Consider the following 23,933-nt stretch of genomic DNA (forward strand, 5'->3'; position numbering starts at 1 on the left):
CCTGCGCCGCGCGCCGCTGTTTTCGTTGATGCGAAATGCACGGGTTGTGCTATAATAGAACGACAATTCTAGAATTGAGGTGCTGCTGATGATGATGGATGTATTCGCGCATGCTCCCGACGCGATCCTGATTGTCCGCGCGTTCCGCAACAAACGCTTCGTCTACGCGTGCAACGAAGCCTTCCAGACACTGACCGGCTTCAAGAACGAGCAGCTGATCGGCCTCGAGCTGGCGTCGCTGCCGTGCGCAGGGCCAAAGCCGCTGTGGCCCATCGTCGAACGGTTGTGCGCGTCCGTCACGCGGCGCAATCCGGAAGCGTTTGCAGAATCGCCGTTCTCGCTGTCCGGGCACGCACTGCTCTTCGGCGAGCTGCACGCGAAGCGGATGTACGAGACGGCCGACGACAGCTTCGCAATGATTACGATCCGCGACCGTTCGGAGCATAAGTGGATCGAGGATACAGCCTACGGACGCGACCCGTTCGTCTCCATGCTGCTGACGAACGCCGGCACGCTCTTCTCGCTGCGCGGCTACCGCGGCCCCATCCGCTACGACCGGCTGGAGCTGTCACGGATGGACTGCAGCCGCTTCATTGTCCGCCAGGACCGCGCGCGCGTGCTCGAAGGACTCCGGGAGCTGCAGAGCGACCGGAAATCCGGCGAAATCCGGTTTACGCTCCAGCTGTTCCGCGACCGGTACCGGATCCATTCGATTGTCAAGCCGTTCTTTCACGGGGACGGATCATTCAAGTGCTTCGCCATTCTCGTCGTGGATATGCAGCCCGTCAAAGGCGCGTTCGCGCAAGCGGCTGCGCCCGCCGGAGGCACAGACGCGGCGAAGGCCGGAGCCGCCGATGCGGCGAAAGCCGAATCCGCCGAGCCGGCCGATTCGGCCTACAAGCTGCGGTTGCTCATGCTGGAGAAGCGGCTGACCGTCACCCAGCTGGCCGAGAACACGAACATCTCGCTGACGACCATCTCCAACATCCGCAACGGCAAGATCAGCAAGCCCAAGCGGCTCACGGCGGAGCTGATCGCGAGGCAGCTCGGCGTTACGCCGTCGGACATCTGGAGCGCGTATAAATAAGCGGGGGGCGGCCAACACGCCTGAGCAAGCTGCACGACAAACGGCAAGCATAAGCAACCGATAAGCAGCGCAATCACGAAGCTAGGCAATCATGAAGCCAGGCAATCACTACGCCAGGGCAGCCAATAGGCCGGACCTGCGAATAAACAGCGCCGCACGAAAAAAACCTCCGCCTCCCGACGTTGACCGCGGGACGCGGAGGTTATCGCATGCCTACAGCTTGAAGCCCGCCGCCAGTCCGTTCATCTCGAGGGCGATGCCGCTCAGCGAACGGGACGACATCGCGATCCGCTCGGCCGAGGCCGTCTGCTCCTCCGACGTCGCGGCCACGGTCGCGGCGGTCTCCGCGCTCTGCCGGGCATAGCGCTCCAGGAGCTCCATGGCGCGCACGAGCTGTCGCGAGCCGGCGGCCATCCGCTCGGAGGCGGCGGCGACTTCCTGCACCTGGCCCGATACCCGCTCCGACGCAGCCGCGATCTCGGCGAACGACGCGCCAGCCGCGTGAACGGCGCTCATGCCCGCTTCCGATTCCTGCGCGTTCGCGCGCATCCGCATGGCCGTCTCGCGCGTATCCTCCGCGATCCGCTCGACGACGATTCCGATCTCGGATACGGCGTCCGTCGTCTGCTGCGCCAGCTTCCGCACCTCCTCGGCGACGACCGCGAAGCCTTTGCCGTGCTCGCCCGCGCGGGCCGCCTCGATCGCCGCGTTCAGCGCGAGCAGGTTCGTCTGCTTCGATATCGTGCCGATCAGCTTCGAGATGGCGCCGATGCTCTGCGAATGCGTCTCCAGCAATCCCAACTGCTCGGCCGCGAGGCGGACGCTGTCGTTCACCGCGCCCATCCGGATGACGGCATCGTTCGCCGCTTCCCGCCCGGACAGCGCCAGCCGGCTCGCGTCCGCCGACAGCGACGCGACGAGCGACGTCGAATCGGCGATCCGGCCGATCCCCGCGCCAAGCTCCGCGGTCGTGCGGCTCGCGTCCGCGAACTGCGCGAGGGCGCGCTCGGCGCCCTCCGCCAGGCTCAGCACCGCATGGGCCGCCTGATGAAGCAAAAAAAAACGTTCCCCCCGCTTGCGAGGAGAACGGCCAATCAGCCAGTGGGGCCCCAGCCTGCCTGGAGCAATCGTTACATGGGAGCGTGTTACCGGTAGGCTTGAAGCCCTTCGTTCAGCGCTCGCGTCGACGCGTAGACGTCCCGGTAGACGCGGAACAAGCCTTCGTATGCGCGGACGGCCTCCGGTTCCGGCTTGTAGACGGACGCGCGCTTGACGAACCGTTCCGCGCATGCCTCGAGGCTATCAAACCAGCCGCAGCCGTATGCCGCCAGCATCGCCGCGCCGAGCCCCGGCCCCTGCTCGTTCTCCAGGGCTACGACGTCGGCATTGAAGATATCCGCCTGCATCTGCAGCCACACCGGATTGGACGCGCCGCCGCCGATCGAAATAATCGTGTCGACCGTCTTGCCGGCTTCGCGGAACATCGCCACCGATTCGTTCAGCGAGAACGTGATGCCTTCCATGACCGCCCGGGCGAAATGCACCCGCTCGTGCGAGCCGTCGATGCCGACGAAGCTACCGCGGATGACCGAATCCGCATGCGGCGTCCGTTCGCCGACGAGGTACGGCGTGAAGAGCAGCCCTTTCGCGCCCGGCTTCACGTCGAGCAGCTCGTCGAACGATTCGCCTTTCGCGAACGCGTTCTTGAACCAGCTCAGGCTGTAGCCCGCCGCGAGCGTGACGCCCATGGCATAGAAGGCGTTCTCCTTGCCGTGATTGAAGAAATGCACCTTGCCGCGGAAATCGTTGCCGCTGTCCTTCTCATAGGACAGGATGACGCCCGACGTGCCGATGCTGCACATCGTCAGCCCTTCCCGCAGGATGCCGGAGCCGATGGCGCCGCACGCGTTGTCCGCCCCGCCGGCGAACAACTTCGTGCCTTCGCTCAGCCCGGCCGCCGCCGCTTGCTCCGGCAGCAGCGTGCCCGTGAGCGCGTGGGATTCCACGAGCGGAGGCGCAAACGAGGCCGGCAGCGATACGGCTTCGAGCATCTCGCCGCTCCAGCGCTTGTTGGCCACGTCGAGCAGCAGCGTGCCCGCCGCGTCGGAGTAATCCATATGCTGCGCGCCCGTCAGCCGGTAGCGGACGTAGTCCTTCGGCAGCAGGAACGACACGGCCCGTTCGAAGACATCGGGCTCGTGCTTGCGCACCCACAGAATCTTCGGCAGCGTGAAGCCTTCGAGCGCCGGGTTGCGGGTGATCGTCAGCAGCCGCTCCTTGCCGACCAGCGCTTCGATCTCGCGGCATTCCGCGGTCGTGCGCGTGTCATTCCATAGAATCGCGTTGCGGACGGGCTTCCCTTCCGCGTCCAGCAGGACGAGGCCGTGCATTTGGCCCGAGAAGCTGAGTCCTTCGATCTCGCCGGCCGGGATGCCGGCTTCCGCGACGAGCTCGCGGATCGCCTCGAGCGTGCCGGTCACCCAATCGTCCGGCCGCTGCTCGCTCCAGCCGGAATGCTCATGATACAGCGGATAGTCGCGGGAGGCCTCTGCTGCGACCGCGCCGCTCCGGTCGAGGAGCAGCACCTTCACCGCGCTCGTGCCTAAGTCGACGCCGATGACGTAAGACATGAAATCGAACGCCTCCTTCTTATACGCTGTAGATGATTTCGTTCAGCTGCAGTTTGATCCGCTCCAGACGGCCGGACTCGTTCTTGATGACGTTGTTTTGCAGCGCGTACTGCTCGAGCGACGCCAGCGTGGCGCGGCCGGCGACGATCTCGGCGCCAATGCCTTCCTTGAAGCTGCGGTAACGGTTCTCGACGAAGCCGTCGATCAGGTTCGTGTCGATGAGCTTCGCAGCCGCTTTCAGCCCCCAAGCGTACGTGTCCATACCCGCGATATGCGCGAGGAAAAGGTCCTCGTCCTCGAACGAGCCGCGGCGCACTTTCGCGTCGAAGTTGACGCCGCCTTTGCCCAGGCCGCCGGCCTTCAGCACTTCGTACATCGTCAGCGTCGTGGAGACCAGATCGGTCGGGAATTCGTCCGTGTCCCAGCCGAGCAGCAGGTCGCCTTGGTTCGCGTCGAGCGAGCCCAGCATGCCGTTGATCGCCGCCACGCGGATCTCGTGCTCGAACGTATGGCCGGCCAGCGTCGCGTGGTTCGCTTCGAGGTTCAGCTTGAAGTAGTCTTTCAAGCCGTACTTCTGCAGGAACGCGATCGTCGTCGCCGCGTCGAAGTCGTATTGGTGCTTCGTCGGCTCCTTCGGCTTAGGCTCGATCAGGAACTGCGCGCCGAAGCCGATTTCCTTCGCGTAGGCGACAGCCATATGGAACAGGCGGGCCAGGTTGTCGAGCTCGAGGGCCATGTCGGTGTTGAGCAGCGTCTCGTAGCCTTCGCGGCCGCCCCAGAACACGTAGTTCTCGGCGCCGAGGCGCTTGCCGATCTCGAGGCTCTTCTTCAGCTGCGCGCCGGCATATGCGTAGACGTCGGCATTGGACGTCGTGCCCGCGCCGTGCACGAAGCGCGGATTCGTGAACATATTCGCCGTGTTCCACAGCAGCTTGGCGCCGGTGTCCTTCATGCCTTGCTCCAGCAGGTCGACGATGACGTCGAGGTTCTTGTTCGTCTCGGCGAGCGAAGCGCCTTCCGGCGCGATGTCGCGGTCATGGAAGCAGTAGAACGGAATGCCGATCTTGTTCAGGAATTCGAAGTTCGCTTCGACGCGCATCTTCGCCTGGTCCATCTCGTTCGCGCTGTCCCAGCCGCGGACCGCCGTGCCCACGCCGAACGGATCGGCGCCGGCTGCCGTGAACGTGTGCCAGTACGCGACGGCGAAGCGCAGGTGCTCCTCCATCGTTTTGCCGAGCACGACTTCTTGCGGATTATAATGTTTGAATGCGAGCGGGTTGTCGGAGCCTTTGCCCTCGTATGCGATTTTGCCGATGTTCTTGAAATACGCCATGGAATGAAATCCCTCCAAAATGATGTCCGCTGCTACGCGGCGGGTGATAATGAAAACGTTCTTACGGCTATTCTAGCATCGCTTAACTTTGTTTGTCTAGTAAACAAAGAAAGTTTTTCGTGACCGTCCGCCTCCTATGGCATCGCCGCGAAACCCGTGGTACAATCGTTCCCATACATCGGGACAAGCGGAGGCAGACGGGACATGATGAAGCAAACCGGAGATTTGGCGCTCGTCAAAAAAATGAATACCGCCATCGTGCTGGACGCCGTGCTGCGCTACGCCCCCCTCTCGCGGGCCCAAATATCGGAGCGCACAGGGCTGAACAAGGCGACCGTGTCGAGCCTCGTGCAGGATCTGATCGAGCATCATCTCGTCCTCGACATCGGGCCCGGGGAATCGAGCGGCGGCCGCAAGCCGAACCTGCTTCGATTCCGGGCGCGTACCGGCTTCGCGATCGGCATCGATCTCGGCGTCAACTACATCCGCGGCATTCTGACGGACCTCGAGGGCGAGGTGCTCGCGGAACGGCGGCTGACGCTGACGGCCCACGACGCGGCGTACGTCCTCCCGCGGCTGCTGGACTGCATCGCGTCGCTGCAGGCGGAAATCCCGCCTTGCCCGTACGGCACCGTCGGGGTCGGCATCGGCGTGCCGGGCCTCGTCAACGAGGAAGGCGCGATCCTGTACGCGCCGAACCTGGGCTGGACGGACGTGCCGCTGCGCGCCATCGTCGAAGCGCGCTTCGGGGTGCCCGTCACGATCGACAACGAAGCGAACGCCGGCGCGCAGGGCGAGCAGCGTTACGGCGCGGGGCGGGGCATCGCCAATCAGATCTACGTCAGCGCGGGTATCGGCATCGGCACCGGCATGATCTTGAACAAGGAGCTGTACAAAGGCGCCGGCGGCTTCTCGGGCGAGCTCGGCCACCTGTCCATCCAGGCGGACGGCAAGCCGTGCCGCTGCGGCAACCGCGGCTGCTGGGAGCTGTACGCGTCCGAGAACGCGCTGCTCGAGCAGGCGGCGTCGCTCGGCTACCGCGACCTCGACAGCCTGCTGGAGGCGGCCGGACGCGGCGAGGCCGAGGTGCTGCGGCTGTTCGAGCGGATCGGCGAGGCGCTCGGCGTCGGCATCGCGAACATCGTCAACGTGTTCAACCCCGACGTCGTCATCGTCGGCAACGAGCTTCGCCGCGCGGAGGCCTGGCTCGGCGAAGCGATGCAGCGCACCGTCGCCGAACGGGCGCTGGCCCACCACCGGCGCCGGCTGCGCGTGCTGTTCGCGGAGCAGGGCGAGAAATCGGCCGTGCGCGGGGCGGCGTATTACGCGATATCGGCGTTTTTGGCGAAGATGAAGGGAAGCGGCGTCTGACTGGGGCGCCGCTTTTTTTGTGGGCGCGCGTTGCGCGCGCCGAGGGCGGCAGCGCGCGCGGGGGTGGCGGCCCGCAGCAAGGGCGGCGACCCTCGCCAGGGCGGCGGCGCGCAAACGAGCGGACATACGTTCCGCTATTCGCGCGTTTCGGGCCGTTTTCACAGCTACGCGGCCACACGTTCCGCTATTGCCAAGCCAACCCGCGATTTTGGAGGCTATTCTAGGGAATAGCGGCTCTGGTGTCCGGCTAACCCAATTTTCGCCCCGAAATCGCCAAATAGCGGCTCTCATGGCCGCCAACGTCGCGTTCGTCGCTTGGCTGCTCTGTCGACGCGCCTCCGTCAGCATGCATCGCCTCGGCCGGACGGCGGCGCGCGCGGAGTCGGGCAGCGGATAAACGAGCGGACATACGTTCCGCTATTCGCGTGTTTTGGGCCGTTTTCACAGCTACGCGGCCACACGTTCCGCTATTGCCAAGCCAACCCGCGATTTTGGAGGCTTTTCTAGGGAATAGCGGCTCTGGTGTCCGGCTAACCCAATTTTCGCCCCGAAATCGCCAAATAGCGGCTCTCATGGCCGCCAACGTCGCGTTCGGTGCTTGGCTGCTCTGTCGACGCGCCTCCGTCAGCATGCATCGCCCCAGCCGGCTCATCCAGGGACTCCCGCCGCGCTTGCAAGCACCCGCCGACCGCCGCCAACAACCCAAAACGGGACCGTCCCCGATCCAACCAGCGGATCCTCGGGGAACAGTCCCGTTCGTGTTGTGACGCAGCCTTTATCCGGCGCTGCTCCGGCCATCCCGCCGCCAGCCATCCGCTCGCGGCCCTACTCCCGCTCCCGTCCGGCGAGCCGGAGCGCACCTCCGCACTCCTCGATCTCCAGAAACAGCGGCCGTTCGTCGGGCGTCCGGTTCGGCGCGTGGATCGCGAGCAGCCGCCGGCCGTCGAAGGCGCGGAAGAGCATGCCGTGTCCGCCGTCGCTGCGGTAGAGCGCCTCCGGCTGATGCGTCCACGGGCCGGCGAGGCCGCCCGATTCCGACCGCGCGACGCCGAGCGCGTACGTGTTGGCGATGAAGCTCGCCCACAGCAGGTACAGCGCTCCCGCGCCGCCCCGGAACAGAAATGGCCCGTCCGTGACGTAATGGGCTGTGTCCGGATAACGGGGCGATACGTACGGCGTCGTCCATGGCGCTTCCGACGCGCGGAACAGCGTCTACGGCTCGCCCGCCGCTTCGCGCAGATCGGCGGTGAGCCGGACCGCGCAAACCTCGCCGTCCCCGATCTGCTGCCATTCGTGGCAGAATACCATCCACGGCGAGCCGGCCTCGTCGACGAACAAGCTGCCGTCGAGCGAGCTCCAAGCCTCCGGCGTGACCGGCCCCGCGCTGTGCGGCAGGAACGGCCCGAGCGGTCCGTCCGCGGCGAGCGCCGCCGTTCCGAGCCGCCCGTTATCCTTGCGCCGGAACGTCGCGAACATATAGAAGCGCCCTTCCCGCGCGTACACTTCCGGCGCCCAGAAATTCGTGTCGGAGAAGAAATCCGCCGGCGGCCGGAAGACGGGGAACGGTCCTTCCCAGTCGTCCAGATTCCGGCTGACGTAGGCGTCAAAGCCGGTCCCGGGACCCCAGATGTCGGGATCCGTGCTGCCGTACAGATAGTAGACACCTTCCGCCTCGACCGGCATCACGAATGGGTCGCGGATCTGAATATCTGCCCGCTTCCAGCTCCGCGTCGCGCCCCCTTCCGGATGCCGCCCGTCCCTGCCTCCCCGGCTCAGGACGGCTTCCCCTTCCGGACGCCGCTCGTCCCCGCGTTCCCTGCTCGGGACGGCTTCCCCCTCCGGACGCCGCCCGTCCCCGTCTTCCAGACACGGCCCGTCCTCGCTTCTCCTCATCGGTGCTCCGCCTCCCTCACTCACACGTCGGATCTACCAGCCCGGTCTCCCTACTCACTCGTCGAATCTACCTGCCCGGTCCCCCTACTCACTCGTCGGATCTACCTGCCCGGTCTCCCTACTCATACGTCGGATAGACCAGCCCGATCTCCCGCTCGCGCCGCCACTGCCCGTCATCGTACCGCAGCAGCTCGTTGCCCTGTACGGCGAACGGAATCGTCCGCCCTTCCCAGATGAGCGTCCCTTCCGCCGGACGCGCGCTCATGCCGAGCACGCCGCGAAGCATACCCCGCCGGTCCGTGATCACGCGGACGCCGGACGGGAACGCCATCCATGGCTCGCCGCCGCGGTAGACTTCGGATCCGCCGCGCAGGTTCAGCAGCTCGAACGCCACGCCGTCGACCGTGCGGGCGTACGCCGTCTCCGCGGCGACCTCGGCGCCGTGATCCCGGGCGTCGGGCGCGAGCCCGGTGAACCACAGCTCGCCGTCCGGCGTCGGAAGCACGCCGCACAGCCGCTCGACGAAGTCCAGCATGCAGAGGATGGCGGGCGAGTACGCCTTTGTGAAGCCTTCCTCGCCCGTCCACGGGCCCACCGCCTGCGCGAAGCGCTCCGCCCGGGCGAACGACGACAGGATCGGCTGCATCGCCCACGTCAGCTCGACGTGGCGGCCGTGATGCTCGAACGCGTGCGGCGCGCGGATCAGGCTGAGGTAATTGGACGGCCCCGCCCAGCTGTTATAGCTGGAGAACGGATCGAAGCGCGGATCGTCCAGCGCGATCGACGTGAACGGATACTTCGCGAAAAATTTCCGCGTGTTCAGCAGGTACCGCCGCAGCGCCTCGTCGAAGAACGCCCGGTCGCCGACCTCGCACGCCAGGACGCGCAGCAGCACATCGGACTGCACCCGCACGAACCGGTCGTGGCGGTCCCGGTCGTAGAAGAACGCGTCCCTCTCGTCGTAACAGTGGCGCATCAGGCTGTCCAAGCTGGTCTGCGCCTTGGCGCGCCACGCCTCGCCGCTCTCGCCGAGCTCCTCCGCCATGCGCGCCAAGTACAATCGCTGGCAGTAGACGTTGGCTGTCAGGTCCGGCGCGAGGAACGGCAGCACCGGCGAGTCCGGGTCGCAGCGCGACGCATCGCCTAGGTGCGGCGCGTCGGGGACGTGCCAGAACCGCGGCGACAAGTCATGCCCGGTGTCGTAGGCGCCGAACGCCTCGACGCAGCCGGTGCCGCGCGTGTCCCGGTTCGCGGCGAGCCAGCCGTCGTACCGCGCCATCGCCGGATACATCCGGGCCAGGAACGCCCGGTCCCGCCCGTGCAGCATGTAATGGTTCCAGACGCTGCGGGCGAGCGGGGTCACGAGCTGGATCTGACGGAAGGCCGGACCCTGCTCCGTGATCTTGTACGGCAGCAGGCCGTCCTCCCGCTGATGCGCCGCGAACGACCGGTAGGTCGCCTCGGACACCCGCGGCAGGAAGCGCGACAGCAGCTCCGCATTGATCGTGCCCGTGCTCTCCAGCCAGCAGCCGAGGTAGACGCCGCCCTCCTGCAGCGTCGGCGCCTCCCCGGCCAGCGGCACGATGCAGTCGAACAGCGTGCGCAAGGCCCGGTAGTAGACGTCCTCGAGCCGTCCCTCCGACGCCGCGAACCGGATGCCGGCGCCGAGCCATTCATCCAGCACGGCCCCGTCCGAAGGCTTGCCGAGCGGGCCGACCCGTTCCTCGGTCCGCAGCGTCCGCAATTTATGAAGCAGCGCGCGTTCGCCCATCGTCCATCCTCGCTTTCCGCTCCATGCTCGCCGGGTTAGGGCTGCACGTTGCTTTCGAATATTTTGACCGTGCCGTCGTAGAACGACTGAACCGCCTTATCCACGCTTTCCTTGCCGAAGCCGATGAGCTGCACCGTGTTGTCCGACAGCTTGATGAACTCCGCGTTGCCCGGAGGGTTGTAGCTGACCGCGAACGGCTCCTTCTTCGTCGCCTCGGAGACGCGGCTCGTGAAGTCGTAGACGATCTTGTCCGTCTCGCTCGCGCTGCCCTCCAGCACCGCGCGGTTCGCCGACGTGACCGGCACGCCGCGGTTATTGCCGAGAATCTTGGCCGCGTCCGGATCGTTGATCCAGAAGTCCATCAGCTTGGCGACCTCGCCCGGATGCTTCGTCTTCGCGTAGCCCGACAGGCCCTGGCTCGATTCGAACACGACGCCCGTGCCCTTCGCGCCGCGCGGCACCTGCACCATGATCAGTTCGTCCTTCGTCGCGCTCTGGAACGAGCCGAGCAGGTTCGACGGCAGCAGCGTCATCGCCGCCTTGCCCGTCACGATCAGCGATTTGCTCGCGTCCGCCGGCGGATTGGACACCTGCAGCTCGGCCGGAACGACGCCTCCGGCTTTGGTCGTCTGATCCCAGTATTGGAACCACGGCAGAATATCCGCTTCCTCGAAGCCGAGCTTGCCGTTCGCCATGTCGTACAGCTGCTTGCCGTTCTGCTTCAGGAAAATATCGTGGCCGTCCGTCGTGAAATTGTACGTGCCGTAGTAGCCTTTGCCCAGTTTGTCGGCGATTTCCTTGCTGATGCGGGCGTAATCGTTCCAGGACCAGCCGTCCTGCGGTACCGGTAGGCCGGCCTTGTCGAACATCGACTTGTTGACGACGATGCCCCGGGCGTTCGCCCCCGCGGAGAGATGGACGAGCTTGCCGCCCAGCGTGCCGTATTCCTTCATCGCCGGATCCATGTCACCCAGGTTCAGCTCCTTGCCGACGTAAGGGCCGAGATCGAGCAGCACGCCTTTGTCGGCATAGTCGACGACGTTGCCGCCGAGGAAGAAAACATCCGGCGCCGTGCCCGACGCGAGCTGCGTGTTCAGCTTGTCGAAGTAGCCGTCGGACGGGCCGAACTCGCCCGTGATCTTGATGTTCGGATTCTTCTGCTCGAACAGGTCGATCGCTTTGTTCGTCAAATCCGCGCGGTTCTGGTCGCCCCACCACATCATCCGCAGCTCGACCTGCTCCTGCCCGCCGTTGTCCGGCGTCCCCGCCGGGGCGTTCGCGTTATTGCCGGCGTTCCCCGCCGCGCCGCCTTCGTTCGCCGCCGGTCCGCCGGAGTTGCCGCAAGCCGACAGCGAGAGGGCCGTCAAAGCCGCCAAGCCGAACAAGAGTACCTTCTTTTTCATCGTTTCTTCTCCCCTTCTGATGAAATATCAAGCGCTTGCAATACCCATCCTACCGGGTTGCCGATCCAGCCGGAATGCGATTCCTTCGGCTGTTCGCGTATCATTTTTTCGGGCGGCCGCACTAGCCGGCCCCGTCAGGAGTGCCGCATGCGCAGCGCCGGCCGCTTCCGCACCGGTCTGATCCGGTCCGTCCCGCGCGCCTCACTTCAGCCCCGTCGTGGCGATCCCGTCGAGGAAATACCGCTGGAAGATCAGGAAGATCAGCGTGATCGGCAGCAGCGACAGCACCGAGATCGCGAGCAGCGCCCCCCAGTCCAACGAGCCGGACGGGTCGAACAGCGCGCGGATGCCGAGCTGGACGGTGAACAGCTTGATGTCGCTCAGATAGATCATCTGGCTGAAGAAGTCATCCCACGACCAGATGAACGTGAAGATCGCCGTGGTGATCAGCGCCGGCAGGAGCAGCGGCAGGATGATCCGGGCGTACAGCATCGGCTGGCTGCAGCCGTCGATCGTCGCGCTCTCGTCGAGCTCCCGCGGGATGCCGCGGATGAACTGCACCATCAGCAGGATGAAGAACGAGTCGTGCGCCAGCCATTTCGGCAGGAACAGCGGGAAATACGTGTTGATCCAGTGCAGCTGGCTGTAGATGATGTATTGCGGCACGAGCGTGACGTGGTACGGCAGCATGATCGTGACGAGCATGAGTCCGAACCACAGCTTCTTTAAGCCGAACTCCAGCCTCGCGAAGGCGAAGGCGGCAAGCGAGCAGGTCACGATGTTGCCGAGCACGCTGAGCGTCGAGATCAGCGCCGAATTGCCGAAGAAGCGGGCGAAAGAGAAGCCTTGGAATCCTTTCCAGCCGTTGCGGTAGTTGTCGAGGGTGAACGTATGGGGCCAGAGGCTGCCGCCGGCGAAGATTTCCTGGTTTGGCTTGAAGGAGCTCGCGAGCAGCCAGAGCACGGGATAGAGCATGGCGAGTCCGACCGCGATGATGGCGAGATGCCGGAGCGCGCCGGCATAGGCGATTTTTCTCATGGACATGAACGTCTACCTCCCTTCCTTGCCGTCGCCGTAGAACACCCAGAACCGCGAGGTCGCGAAGACGATGCCGGTGAATGCCGCGATGATGAGCAGCATGATCCACGCCAGCGCGGACGCATAGCCCATGTCGAAGTACGCGAAGCCCTTCAGGTACAGGTACAAGGTGTAAAACATCGACGCGTCGAGCGGACCGCCGCGGCCGTCGCCGATGACGTAGGCGGGGGTGAACGCCTGAAACGAATTGATGATGCTCATGATCAGGTTGAAGAAAATGACGGGCGTCAGCATCGGCAGCGAAATGCTGAAGAATTGGCGCGCCTTGCCCGCGCCGTCGACCTGGGACGCTTCGTACAGATCGGCGGGGATCTGCTTCAGCCCGGCCAGGAAGATGACCATCGCGGAGCCGAACTGCCAGACGGACAGCGCGACGATGGGATAGAGGAGATAGTCGGGATGGGCGATCCATGACGGGCCGTCGATGCCGAGCCAGCCGAGCGCCCGGTTGACGACCCCGTCGCCGTCGAAAATTTGCCGCCATACGATCGAGATGGCGATGCTGCCGCCGAGCAGGGACGGCACGTAATAGACGGTCCGGTAGACGCCGAGCGCCCGGATGCCCTTGTTCAGCGCCATGGCGACGAGCAGCGCGAAGACGAGGCGAAGCGGCACGGAAAGCAGCACGTAGGTGAAGGTCAGCTTCAAGGAATGGCCGAACGTGGCGTCGTCCCCGAAGATCCGGATGTAATTGTCCAGCCCGGTCCAGCTCGGATCGGCCAGCAGGTTGTACTTGGTGAACGACAGGTAGAGCGAGCCGATCATCGGGCCCAGCGTCAGGCAAAAGAAGCCGACCAGCCACGGCAGCAAAAACAAGTACGCCGTACGGTTGTGGCTTCGGGCAAGCGGCCTGCGGACGGTTCGCATCGGGAGTCCTCCTCTGCTCATGATGGAATAGCTCCATCATACGCGGGCCGCCTCCGGGGCTGAATGCGTTTTCTTCGGCAGTTGGCTTTTGAATTTTTTAGGTGCGCGAAGCCGCCGCTCCCGTCAGCCTTCGACCGGCTGGCCCGGCTGCCCGGCGCCCCGCTGCCGGTAATCCGAGGGGGACAGCCCGAACATCCGTTTGAACTTGGCGCTGAAGTAGCTGGCGCTCGTGAAGCCGGTCAGCTCCGCGATGTCCCACAGGCCGAGCTGCGTGCCTTCGAGCAGGCGGACCGCCTGTGCCATTCTCGCTTCGGTCAAGTATTGAATGAACGTCTTGCCGACCTTGGACTTGAACAGCTCCGAGAAATAGGACGGATTGTAATTGAATTTCTCCGCGATCTGCGTCAGGTTCAGATCCGACATGTAATTCTCGCCGATATGCCGGAGCACGGCGTCCATAAGCGGCGCGTCGCCGTCCTCCGCCTCGCGGCGGCGCGCCGCCGCGATCTTGCCCGCGATGCCCGCGAGGAAGCCGGCCGCCCGGTCGACCGTGTCGAAGCTAAGCGCCATCTCCGGCCGGAGCCAGAGCTGCTCCGCGCTGCCGAGCGGCGCGCGGGCATCGTGCGCCAGCGGCTCGAGCAGCAGGTAGAGCTGGAAGATCGCCCGCACGAAGCGGGAGTGCGACGCGGCGAACGCCGCCTGCAGCGACTGCCTGGCGGCCCGCTCGAACGACGCCAGGTCTCCCCGCGCCAAGAACCGTTCGATGACGTGGATCTCGTCCGCGGACAGCGCAGCCTGGCCGTCAGCCGGGCGCCGCTCGTCCTCCGCCGCCCCGCTCTCGGACCAATTCCAGGCGAGCAGCGCGGACAGATAGCCTTCCTTCCATTGCCCGAAGCCGGTCACGGGCCGGCCAACGCCGGCCGCGAGCCCGAAGCCGAGGATGCCGCGCGCCAGCTCGTCCAGCTCGGCGGCGAATCCGCGCAGCCACGCCTCGTCCTCCGTCGTCGCGAAATGGATCAGGCCGGGGTAATTCGCGTCCTTGAACGCCACGACGGCCGCGCCCGCCGCGCCGGACGTCTCCTCCTTCTCCCGGCAGAGCAGCTCGAACGGCAGGCGGAACCGCTCCGGCGTCCGTTCCGCCGCGGCCCAGGGCGCATCGGCCCGCTGCCGCAGGCCGACGGACAAGAAACGCGCTTCCCGCCGCGCCCACGGCTCGAGCCCGAACCGCGCGGCCCGGTCGAGCACTGCACTCTCGCGGTCGGGCTCGCCCTTGACCAGCCGCACGACGAAATGCTCCCGCATCTCCTTGAAGTAACGGGACAGCTCCCAGCGGGCGCGCGCTTCCCGCTCCAGCTCCTCGCGCGCCCCGTCAAGCTCCGCCGTGACGTTCGCCAGCACGGCGGCCAGCTCGTCCCGCGCGACCGGCTTCAGCAAGTAATCAAACGCGTGATGCCGCAGCGCCGCTCGCGCGTAGCGGAAATCCTCGTAGCCGGTAATGACGACGAGGCGCACGTCCGGATGCCGTTCCCGGCAGGCTTCGAGGAACGATACGCCGTCCATGAGCGGCATGTTCATGTCGGTCAGGACGATGTCGACGGGCGTCCGCTCGAGCAGCTCGAGCGCCTCGAGGCCGTTCGACGCCTCGCCGGCCAGCTCGAGGCCGAGCCCGGCGGCGTCGATCTTAAGCTTCAGGCCGAGCCGGATCTCGGGCTCGTCATCCACGATGAGCAAACGGTACATGCGCGATCGCCTCCTGTACGGGCAGAATCAGCTCGATGCGCGTGCCTTCGCCCTCGGCGGAGACGATGCGCGCCTCGAAGAGCGAGCCGTAATGCAAGCGGCAGCGCGCGAGCACGTTGCCAAGGCCGATCTGGCGGTCGCCGCCGGCCAGGATCTGATGAGTGCGCGCGGCATCGGCCTGCGCCAGCAGCCGGCGCCGCTGCAGGTCGCTCATGCCGATGCCGTTGTCGGCGACGATCAGGCGGATTCGGCCGCCGGCCCGCTCGGCCCGGATGTCCACCCGCGCTTCCGCCTGCCGCCGGAACGCGAACTTGACCGCGTTCTCGACGAGCGGCTGCAGGATGAATTTGACGACCGTCACGCGCGCGAGGTCGCCCTCTTCCCCAATCGTCAGACGCAGCCGCCCGCCGAAGCGGATTTGCAGGATGCCCGCGTAATCGCGGACGTACTTGAGCTCTTCCTGCAGCGCGACGAGATCGTCGTCGCTCTTGAGCGAGAACCTTAGCATCTTGCCGAGCGACTCGATGACCGCGACCGTGTCGTCGGTCCGCTTCTGCATGGCCAGGCTGCTCATCAGCTCCAGTGTGTTGAACATGAAGTGGGGATTGATCTGCATGAGCAGCGCCTTGTACTCGGCCTGCTGCCGCAGCAGCCGCAGCTCGAATTCGGTCCGGATATGCTGCCTGAGCCGGCCGATCATGTTGCGGAACGTTGCCGTCGCGAACCCGACCTCGTTGCGCACGTCTCCCGCGGGCGGCAGCCGGTTCTCGGCGCTGTCGAAGTCCCCGCGCTGCACGTGGCGCATGGACGAGATGAGCCGGGATAGCGGCTTCGTGATGCCGTGCGACAGCCAGAAGGCGATAAACACCGACAGCAGAAGCAGGAGCGCGGCGAGCAGCACGATGCTGTCGCGCAGCTTGAACAACTGGCCGTACAAGTCCCGTTCGGAGACGAAGCCGACGAGCATCCAGCCGGTCAGCGTCAGCTTCTTGTAGACCATGATCTGATTCTGCCCGCGGTCGTTCCTGAAATAGACGACGCCCTGCTTGCGCCAGTCCTCCCGGGCGGACTTGACCTCGCCCGCCGTATCCGCGCGCGAATCGTAATCGGCCTGGGACAGCAGCGGGCTGCCGTTCTGGTCGAGCAAATAGATCGTCCCGCTATTGCCGAGATGGATCCGGGTCAGCGGCTCGAGAAAATCGTCCGCGCGGACGTTGACCTTCAGCACGTTTTTGGCGAGCGAGGGCTCGAACGTGCCGATCGGCATCAGCATGCTGACGACGGGATGGGTGCTGTTGTTGTTGATCCGGATTTCGACGTCGTCGGTGTGGGCCGCCAGCCAGCGGACGCTCTGCGTCTTGAAGTTCTTGTACCATTCCTGTCCCAGGAATGACGGGTCCTTGACGACCTGGTTGCCCATGCTGACCAGCGTCCCTTCGCTGTGATACACCCCGACCGAGGAAATGCTGGAGTAGCTGGTCGCCGTCTGCGTCAGGAATTTGCTCATCTTCAGGTGCGCCAGCATCTTCTCGCCGTCCGGCTGCGACTTGTCCGAGACGGCGTCTTCCCATTCGTCCGTCGCGGCGCTGTTGAACACGAGCGAAGCCAGGTCGTAGATTTGCGTCTGCATCATGTCGATATAGGAGCCGTATTCGTCCATCTTCTCGAGCGCCGAGGACTCGATATAGGAGCGAATGATCGAGCGGGATTGGTCGAACAGGAGGATGGACAGGGCGCCGAACGCGAGGACGAACAGCAGGACGAACACCGCGATGAGCCGGTTGCGAAGCGAATAGAACATGGCCTTCTCCTTCCGTGGACGGGCGGATTCCCGGGTATGAATGCGCTTGCATCTCTGCTTGCGCGCCGCGGCCGGGCAGGGCACGATGCGATGGCGGCCGCTCTGCCATCATACCGTATCGCCGAAGTTTGCGCAGTCGAAATGTTCGGGTCACAAGCCGAAGCGTGCTGCGGCTCGTGCCAGATTTCCGGGCTCGGCCGAAGTAACGGCTTCCCGCTCGGGCTGGCCCCGCCGAGGCGGATGACGAGGCTTGCCATCCAAAATACAGACGGAATTCGCCTTGTTCCGCGCGCAAACGATGCGATTCGTTGAATTTTTTAAACTTTTTTGCCGTCGAATTTGATAGATTTTCACCGTCGATTGTCGTCGTATTATATCAATTATTAGCTATTCACGCGGTCGAATCACCTGAAACGCACCTATTTTAATTCTTAATACCCATTCGCTCCGCTTCTCCGCTCCATTCTCCCTATTCAGGAAGTCTCTACTCTCCGGTTAGACTTCCCCCCTATAATCAAATTTGTAGTATTTTCGTAATTTTAGAAAAATTGTTCTTTCTACCTAGAAATGGAGGGATACGAACTACTTTTCCGCGCACCCCCGGATTCGCACGGGCAACCGATTACTAGAAACGAAGGAGCTGACCCCCTTTTGAATTGGAATTGGAAACGGCAAACCCGAAAGCAGCTATCCGTCTGGCTCACCGCCCTGCTTGCGGTGACGCTCGCACTGCCGGCATCCGCCGGCGCGAATGCTGCCGCGGGCTCGGGCGCCGCGGCGGCATCCTCTCCCCGGGCCTCGGCGGCGATCGATCCGCTGGTCACCGAGCGCTTCGGCGACTCGGATTACGTCACGTACATCGTCCGCCTGAAGGAACAAACGAACACCTCCGAAGTCTCCCGCGGCGCCCAGGCGCAAGCGGCGAACAAGAAGCTCACCCCCGCCTCCGCGGAAGTCGCCGTGCGCAATGCCGTGATCGGCGAGCTCCGGGCGACATCGCTCCGCACGCAAGGCTCGCTTGAAGCCTTCCTGAAGCAAGCGAAATCCGCAAATGCTGGCGTGAAAGATTATACCGGCTTCTTCATCGTCAATGCCTTATCCGTCACTTCTACCCGTTCCATCATGGAGCAGATCGCCCTCCGCCCGGAGGTCGAGGCCATCCTCCCGAACCGGACGCATACCTTGCACGGTGACGGTCCATCGGTCGAACCGGTACCTCAGGGCGAACCGGCTCCGGGCGGCGCCCCTGCCGCCGATGCGGCCGAACCCGCGTCCTCCGCGGCGGCCGCGGATGCTGCCGCCGATCCGGTCGAATGGAATCTGCACGCCGCCGGCGTGCCGGAAGCCTGGAATCTCGGCATCGACGGCACGGGCATCGTCGTGGCCAACCTCGATTCCGGGGTCGACTATACGCATCCCGCCCTGGCGCGCAAATGGCGCGCCAACGTCGGCGGCACGATCGTGCACCCCGAACTGAGCTGGTACGATCCCACCGGCGGTTCGCCGCTGCCGCAGGACCTCGACGGCCATGGCACGCATACGATGGGCACGATGGTCGGCTCGGAAGCGGATGGACGCAACCAAGTCGGCGCAGCGCCCGGCGCCAAATGGATCGCCGTCCGGATCTTCGCCCCCGACGCGACGGACGAAGCGCTGCTGAAGGCAGGCCAGTGGCTCATCGCCCCCGTCGACAGCGACGGCAACCTGCATCCCGAGATGGCGCCGGACGTCGTCAACAACTCCTGGGGCTCCGACGCCCCCGGACAGGACGAATTGTTCCGTCCCGTCGTGCAAGCCTGGCGCGACGCCGGCATCTTCCCCGCGTTCGCGGCGGGCAACAAGACGTCGGCCAATCCGGGAGGTCCCGGCTCCATCGTGCCGCCCGGCAACTACCCGGAATCTTTCGCCACGGGCGCGACGGACCAAGAGGGCCATATCGCCCTGTTCTCGCTGCGCGGCCCGTCCCCCTATGGCGAGGTTAAGCCGGACGTCGCGGCGCCCGGCGTCGCGATCCGCTCATCCACGCCGAGCGGGCGCTACGATATCTGGGAAGGCACATCCATGGCTTCCCCACTGACCGCCGGCATCGCGGCGCTCGTCATGCAGGCCGATCCGTCCTTGAGCGTCGAGCAAGTCGAACGGCTGATCACGGAGACGGCCGTGCCGAAGACGGACGAGACGTATGCCGATACTCCGAACAATGGCTACGGCCACGGCATCGTCAACGCCTACAACGCGGTGAAGGCCGTGATCGGAGAAGCCGGCAGCGGCACCGTCTCCGGGACGGTCTTGACAAGCGGCGAGGACGCAAAAGCGCCGGTCATCGCGCTTCGTCCGCTCGACGCCGTCTATGCGGGCCGGGAAGCGGCCGTCTCCGCCGACGTGACCGACGATTACCAAGTCGAGAACGTCGACCTCTACGTGAAGAGCTCCGGCATGGACGACTACACCGTCATTCCGATGACGCAGGTATCCGGCAGCTACAACGGCGGACGCTACGAAGCCGCCCTTCCCCTTGCCGGCCTGACGCCGGGCACGCAGCTGTCCTATTACGCCGCCGCCGCCGATCATTTGGGCAACCGCGCCGAGTCCCCGGTATACGCGGTCGCCGTCTCGGGCGGCATCAAGCCAGGCTACGCCCAGGATTTCGAATCGAACCCGACGGGGTACGCAACGGGCGGCGAGCTCGACGCATGGGGCATCGGCCTGCCGAAATACGGTCCCCGGGCCGCGTATTCCGGTAACGCCGCCGCGGCCGCGAGCCTGAATAAGGTGTACGAATACGGCAGCGATTCCTTCCTCCAGCCGCCGCCGGTCGATCTGACCGACAGCCCCGAGGGCGCGATCGTATCGTTCAAGAACTGGTACAATCTCGCGCAGGACGAAGATTACGGCACGGTCTACGCGACGGCCGGCGACGGCGTCAAGCACGAGCTGGCGCGCTTCACCGGCGACAGCTACGGGTGGAAGACGCAGTTCCTCGATCTGCGGCCGTACGCCGGGCAGCAGGTAACGCTGACGTTTCAATTCACGGCGAACGGCGTGTTCGGCGGCACGTCGAACGGCGGCTGGTACCTCGACGACCTGTCCGTGCAGCCGCCGGACTCCGACGCACCGTCCGCTCCGGCCGGGCTGACGGGCACCTCGGACGAAGCAGGCAACATCTCGCTGTCGTGGACGCCCGTCGGCGACGAGGACGTCGCCGGGTACAACATCCTGCGGGCGGACGGCGACGGCGCGTTCGAGCCGATTGGCACCTCCGTCGCGGCGGCCTTCTCGGACTTGACCGCTCGTCCGGGCACGACCGCCCGCTACCGCGTCGCCGCTGTCGACTACAGCGGCAACGAGAGCGCGCCTTCGCCGGAGGCGGCGGTCGAGGTCCCGAACGTCGTACCGCTCTTCGCGGACAGCTTCGACGGGACGTCGGACAACGGCTGGACGCACTACGGGGATACGGACGACTGGCAGCGCGGCACGCCAGTCCCGCCGTACGGACCGAAGCGCCCGATGTCGCTCCCGAACGCATGGGGGACCAACCTGACGGGCAATTATCCGTTCCAGGCGGACTACGCCCTGGTCTCGCCCGTCATCGACTTGAGCGAGGCCGACAACGCCTCCGTCTACTTCTACAACTGGTATGAGATCGACTACGGCGCCGACTTCGGCCGCTTGGAGCTGTCCGCCGACGACGGCGCGACGTGGACGGAGCTCGCCGCCTTCACAGGGCGGTCGACGGGGGGCGAGTGGGAGCTGTTCGGCTACGATCTGTCGGCGTACGCCCATCAGCACGTGCAATTCCGCTTCCGCATGGAGAGCGACTTCAATTACACCTATGCGGGCTGGTTCATCGATAATTTCCGGGTCGTGACCGCGCCGGCGCCGAGCGCCGTGATGGCGGCCAATCACGTCTTCGCCGGCACGGCGCACGCGGCGCCGAAGCCGGCCGGGACACCGGACGCCGAAGCGGCGGCAGCGGCGAACGGCACGGCGGTTACGCGTTCTCAGGCCGAGGCGGAGCAGCCGCAGACGCTGCCCGTGAACGCGACGGTGACGGTACTCGAGACCGGCCGGTCCGTCAAGACGGACCCGCTGACGGGCGAGTACGCGTTCGCGAACCGGACCGGCGAATATACGCTGCGGGCGGAAGCTTACGGCTATTATCCGCAAGAGAAACCCGTAACGATCGCGAAGGATGCGGACGCCGCCGCCGATTTCGTCATGGAGGCGGTGCCTTACGGCCGTCTGGCCGGCGTCGTCACGGACGCCCTTACCCATGAGCCGGTCGCAGGCGCGGTCGTCATGGTCCTGGAGGATGCCCGCATCGCGCCGGTCCGCACCGACGAGCGCGGCGCGTTCAGCCTGGACGTGCTCGAAGGCGCGTACACGCTCTCGGTCTCGGCCGGAGACTACAAGCGCACGCAGGTTGCGGCGACGGTACCGCCGAACGGCTCGGCGGAGGCGAACGTCGCGCTGAAGCCGCTCGTCGGCTACCCGAACGCGATCGGCTACGACGACGGGTCCGGCGAATACGCCAATTCCTTCTATAACGACGGCAACGGCTATGCGGTCCGCATGACGCCGTCGTCGGGCGACGCGCGGGTAACAGGCGCCATGTTCAAGTTCTGGGATACGAGCTGGCCGGATCCCGGCGCGACCGCGTTCCGCTACGCGCTGTACGACGCGAAGGGCCCGGGCGGCAGTCCCGGCGGCGTCCTCGCGGGGCCGTTCCAGACCGACGGGCTCCGGAACGGCGAATGGACAACCGTTACGTTCCCGTCCCCCGTCGAGGTGCAGGAGGATTTCTACGTCGTCTATATTCAAGTCGGGCATAACGAGCATACGATCGGGATGTCCGTGGACGAGACGCATCCGCAAGCCGGCCGCAGCTGGGAACTGACCGCCGGCGCATGGCACGCGTTCCCGGACGGCAATATCATGATCCGCGCGCTGGTGAACGATTCGCTGGGCGCGCCCGCCATCGCCTCCCCGGCCGCGAACAGCTTCACGAATCAAGCAGCGGCCGAGGTGACAGGCTCCACGCCGGCCGAAGGGGCTGACGTCCGGGTGTATAACGGCGACGAGCCAGCCGGGTCGGGCACGGTTCGGGACGGCGCGTTCGCGGTGCCGGTCGAGCTGCGGGAGGGGCCAAACGTGCTGACGGCGGAATTCGTCGTCGGCGGCAAGCCGACCGACCGCTCCGCGCCCGTGACCGTTACGCTGGATCGGACAAAGCCGGCGCTGACGGTAGATGTCCCGGGCGGGCAGACAAGTGCGGACAGCGAAGCCCTGACGGTGAAAGGAACGGCGAGCGACGCCAACTTCGGCGCCTTGACCGTCAACGGCGAGGCCGCCTCCGTCGGCGCTGGCGGAAGCTTCAGCCATCGCCTGCTTCTGAATCCCGGCGATAACGCCGTTACCGTGACGGCGAAGGACCTCGCCGGCAACGAAACGACGATTACGCGGCATGTGAATTGGAACGGCAGCAACGGTAACGGTAACGGCGGCACCGTGATCATCACGCCGCCGCCGACGCTACCGGGCGCGGCTCCGCTCTGGCATGCCGTAATCGCCCCAGGCCAAACGCCGCATGAACTCAAGCTGGACGAGCGGACCGAGAACGGCACAGCGGTTGCCCGCATCGCCGACGTCGACCTGAAGCAGGCGCTCGGCGGCAAGGCACCGGCCGCCGTCGTCGCGGCGGTCAAGCCGGACGGCTCACAGCCTGCGCGGCTGCTGTTGACCGCAAGCCAGGCCGCGATGATCGCGCAATCCGGCGCGGCGAACGCGCTCGTGTTCGCGAGCGGCACGGCTGCCATCGCCCTGCCGGCAGCGGCGCTGACGGGCGTTCCGGCCGGATCCGAAGTGCAGGTGACGCTGTCCGAGGGCACGCTGCAGCAGCGCGCCTTCGAGCAGGCCGCCCCGGGCCTGACCGTCGTCGGCAGCCCGGCCGCGTTCGACGTCAGCGTGGTGCGGGGCACAACCGCGCAGCCGCTTTCGCTTTCCGGCAACGTCCTCGTTCGGCAAGCCTTCGCGCTGCCGAGCGGCGCGGACGCAGCGAACGCCGGCGTCCTCTATCTGACCGGCGGGCAAGCCAGCCCGGCGCCGGCCGTCTTCGCGCCGAGCGGCGACGGCCGGACGACGGTGACGATCGCGCGTCCGGGATACGGCGTCTATGCCGTCGCCAAGCGGACGATCGCGTTCCTGGATATTGACGGCAGCGCCGCGAAGGCGCAGATCGCCGCGCTGGCGAACCGCCTCTTGGTCGACGGCACGTCGGCCGATGCGTTCTCGCCGAAGCTGCAGGTCACGCGCGCGCAATTCGCGGCGATGCTGACCCGCGCGCTCGGCCTGCCGATTCGTGCCGGCGCGCCATTCACCGACGTCCCGGCGAACAAGTGGTACGCGGGCGAAGTCGGAGCGGCGTATGAAGCCGGCCTCATCCAAGGCATCGGCAATGGCCGATTCCAGCCGGACGGCCTCATCGCGCGTCAGGATCTGGCGCTCATGCTCGAGCGAGCCGCGGCGCTGCTGCGCCTGAAGCTGGACGTGGCGGCCGAGCACGCTTCGTTCTCGGATGCGGGCCGCATCTCGGCTTATGCGAAGAACGCCGTGCAGCTCGCCGCCGACAGCGCCATGATGACCGGCACGCAAGCCGCCGGCCTGCTCCAGTTCCGGCCGCAGGCGCCGGCCACCCGCGAAGAAGCGGCGGCCGCGATCTATCGGCTGCTGCAGCTGGGCGGTTATTTCGAAGCGTAAGACATGAAAGGAGGCTGTCCCAAAAGTAAGTTTGGGAACAGCTTCAACCCGTAAAAACCCAAGATGGGCAGAGCTAACTCTGCAGCATCTTGGGTCTTTTTGAATCGACCGCTGCCATCTTCAGCAGATTGTGAGCGATCGAAAGCCACCCGACCTCCAAGCTTACTTTTGGTAAGCCTCGAA

15 protein-coding genes are annotated in these 23,933 nt (G+C 65.5%); 3 read left to right on the forward strand and 12 right to left on the reverse strand.

Annotated elements, in window-relative coordinates; all coding sequences use genetic code 11:
* Positions 1-88 precede the first annotated feature (88 nt).
* On the forward strand, positions 89-1,087 hold the full coding sequence (locus tag ACFPB1_RS11710) for a helix-turn-helix domain-containing protein (protein WP_379225307.1): 999 nt from the start codon (positions 89-91) through the stop codon (positions 1,085-1,087).
* A gap of 213 nt (positions 1,088-1,300) precedes the next feature.
* Here the strand turns inward: ACFPB1_RS11710 and ACFPB1_RS11715 are convergent, their stop codons facing one another.
* From ACFPB1_RS11715 to xylA, 3 genes are all read right to left on the reverse strand, one after another.
* Complete coding sequence (locus tag ACFPB1_RS11715) at positions 1,301-2,143, reverse strand: methyl-accepting chemotaxis protein (RefSeq protein WP_379225309.1); 843 nt, start codon at positions 2,141-2,143, stop codon at positions 1,301-1,303.
* 89 nt (positions 2,144-2,232) lie between these two features.
* The gene (gene xylB / locus ACFPB1_RS11720) at positions 2,233-3,717 is read right to left on the reverse strand and encodes a xylulokinase (protein WP_379225311.1); all 1,485 of its coding nucleotides are present in this window, start codon (positions 3,715-3,717) and stop codon (positions 2,233-2,235) included.
* Positions 3,718-3,736: 19 nt separating this feature from the next.
* Positions 3,737-5,050, reverse strand: coding sequence for a xylose isomerase (gene xylA, locus ACFPB1_RS11725; protein ID WP_379225313.1), 1,314 nt, complete (start codon positions 5,048-5,050; stop codon positions 3,737-3,739).
* 204 nt (positions 5,051-5,254) lie between these two features.
* On the opposite strand from xylA, the gene ACFPB1_RS11730 reads away from it, so the two are divergent.
* Positions 5,255-6,421, forward strand: a complete 1,167-nt coding sequence (locus ACFPB1_RS11730) for an ROK family transcriptional regulator (protein ID WP_379225315.1) — start codon at positions 5,255-5,257, stop codon at positions 6,419-6,421.
* An 825-nt stretch (positions 6,422-7,246) separates the two neighbouring features.
* Here ACFPB1_RS11730 and ACFPB1_RS11735 read toward each other — a convergent pair.
* From ACFPB1_RS11735 to ACFPB1_RS11770, 8 genes are all read right to left on the reverse strand, one after another.
* Positions 7,247-7,384 (reverse strand): hypothetical protein, encoded by a 138-nt coding sequence (locus ACFPB1_RS11735; protein ID WP_379225317.1) that lies wholly within the window; start codon positions 7,382-7,384, stop codon positions 7,247-7,249.
* Positions 7,385-7,633: 249 nt separating this feature from the next.
* Positions 7,634-8,314, reverse strand: coding sequence for a family 43 glycosylhydrolase (locus tag ACFPB1_RS11740; RefSeq protein ID WP_379225319.1), 681 nt, complete (start codon positions 8,312-8,314; stop codon positions 7,634-7,636).
* Between the two features lie 118 nt (positions 8,315-8,432).
* Positions 8,433-10,085 (reverse strand): MGH1-like glycoside hydrolase domain-containing protein, encoded by a 1,653-nt coding sequence (locus tag ACFPB1_RS11745; RefSeq protein ID WP_379225321.1) that lies wholly within the window; start codon positions 10,083-10,085, stop codon positions 8,433-8,435.
* Positions 10,086-10,120: 35 nt separating this feature from the next.
* Positions 10,121-11,488 carry an ABC transporter substrate-binding protein gene (locus tag ACFPB1_RS11750; protein WP_379225323.1) on the reverse strand — a complete coding sequence of 456 codons (1,368 nt, stop codon included), beginning with the start codon at positions 11,486-11,488 and terminating at the stop codon, positions 10,121-10,123.
* Between the two features lie 201 nt (positions 11,489-11,689).
* Positions 11,690-12,526 (reverse strand): carbohydrate ABC transporter permease, encoded by an 837-nt coding sequence (locus tag ACFPB1_RS11755; protein WP_379225339.1) that lies wholly within the window; start codon positions 12,524-12,526, stop codon positions 11,690-11,692.
* A 12-nt stretch (positions 12,527-12,538) separates the two neighbouring features.
* Positions 12,539-13,453 (reverse strand): carbohydrate ABC transporter permease, encoded by a 915-nt coding sequence (locus tag ACFPB1_RS11760; protein ID WP_379225341.1) that lies wholly within the window; start codon positions 13,451-13,453, stop codon positions 12,539-12,541.
* Between the two features lie 123 nt (positions 13,454-13,576).
* On the reverse strand, positions 13,577-15,193 hold the full coding sequence (locus tag ACFPB1_RS11765; protein ID WP_379225325.1) for a response regulator: 1,617 nt from the start codon (positions 15,191-15,193) through the stop codon (positions 13,577-13,579).
* A complete protein-coding gene (locus ACFPB1_RS11770; protein WP_379225327.1) occupies positions 15,168-16,994 on the reverse strand; it encodes a cache domain-containing sensor histidine kinase in 1,827 nt (608 codons plus the stop codon). Before ACFPB1_RS11770 ends, ACFPB1_RS11765 begins: the two co-directional genes overlap by 26 nt.
* A 651-nt stretch (positions 16,995-17,645) precedes the next feature.
* Between ACFPB1_RS11770 and ACFPB1_RS11775 the strand changes: the two genes are divergently transcribed.
* The gene (locus ACFPB1_RS11775) at positions 17,646-23,750 is read left to right on the forward strand and encodes a S8 family serine peptidase (RefSeq protein ID WP_379225329.1); all 6,105 of its coding nucleotides are present in this window, start codon (positions 17,646-17,648) and stop codon (positions 23,748-23,750) included.
* Here the strand turns inward: ACFPB1_RS11775 and ACFPB1_RS11780 are convergent.
* Positions 23,735-23,933: hypothetical protein (locus tag ACFPB1_RS11780; RefSeq protein WP_379225331.1), on the reverse strand; the 199-nt coding region annotated here is incomplete at its 5' end. The two genes, ACFPB1_RS11775 and ACFPB1_RS11780, sit on opposite strands and share 16 nt — an antisense overlap.

The sequence above is a fragment of the Paenibacillus sp. GCM10023250 genome (assembly GCF_042653205.1).
Lineage (GTDB): Bacteria > Bacillota > Bacilli > Paenibacillales > Paenibacillaceae > Paenibacillus_Z.

Excerpts from the sequence above, each read along its gene's own strand:
- ACFPB1_RS11765 (WP_379225325.1), bottom strand. The coding sequence starts at position 15,193 with ATGTACCGTTTGCTCATCGTGGATGACGAGCCCGAGATCCGGCTCGGC.
- ACFPB1_RS11735 (WP_379225317.1), bottom strand. The coding sequence starts at position 7,384 with ATGCTCTTCCGCGCCTTCGACGGCCGGCGGCTGCTCGCGATCCACGCG.
- ACFPB1_RS11730 (WP_379225315.1), top strand. The coding sequence starts at position 5,255 with ATGATGAAGCAAACCGGAGATTTGGCGCTCGTCAAAAAAATGAATACC.
- ACFPB1_RS11755 (WP_379225339.1), bottom strand. The coding sequence starts at position 12,526 with ATGAGAAAAATCGCCTATGCCGGCGCGCTCCGGCATCTCGCCATCATC.
- ACFPB1_RS11740 (WP_379225319.1), bottom strand. The coding sequence starts at position 8,314 with ATGAGGAGAAGCGAGGACGGGCCGTGTCTGGAAGACGGGGACGGGCGG.
- ACFPB1_RS11760 (WP_379225341.1), bottom strand. The coding sequence starts at position 13,453 with ATGCGAACCGTCCGCAGGCCGCTTGCCCGAAGCCACAACCGTACGGCG.
- ACFPB1_RS11745 (WP_379225321.1), bottom strand. The coding sequence starts at position 10,085 with ATGGGCGAACGCGCGCTGCTTCATAAATTGCGGACGCTGCGGACCGAG.
- ACFPB1_RS11770 (WP_379225327.1), bottom strand. The coding sequence starts at position 16,994 with ATGTTCTATTCGCTTCGCAACCGGCTCATCGCGGTGTTCGTCCTGCTG.
- xylB (WP_379225311.1), bottom strand. The coding sequence starts at position 3,717 with ATGTCTTACGTCATCGGCGTCGACTTAGGCACGAGCGCGGTGAAGGTG.
- ACFPB1_RS11710 (WP_379225307.1), top strand. The coding sequence starts at position 89 with ATGATGATGGATGTATTCGCGCATGCTCCCGACGCGATCCTGATTGTC.
- xylA (WP_379225313.1), bottom strand. The coding sequence starts at position 5,050 with ATGGCGTATTTCAAGAACATCGGCAAAATCGCATACGAGGGCAAAGGC.
- ACFPB1_RS11750 (WP_379225323.1), bottom strand. The coding sequence starts at position 11,488 with ATGAAAAAGAAGGTACTCTTGTTCGGCTTGGCGGCTTTGACGGCCCTC.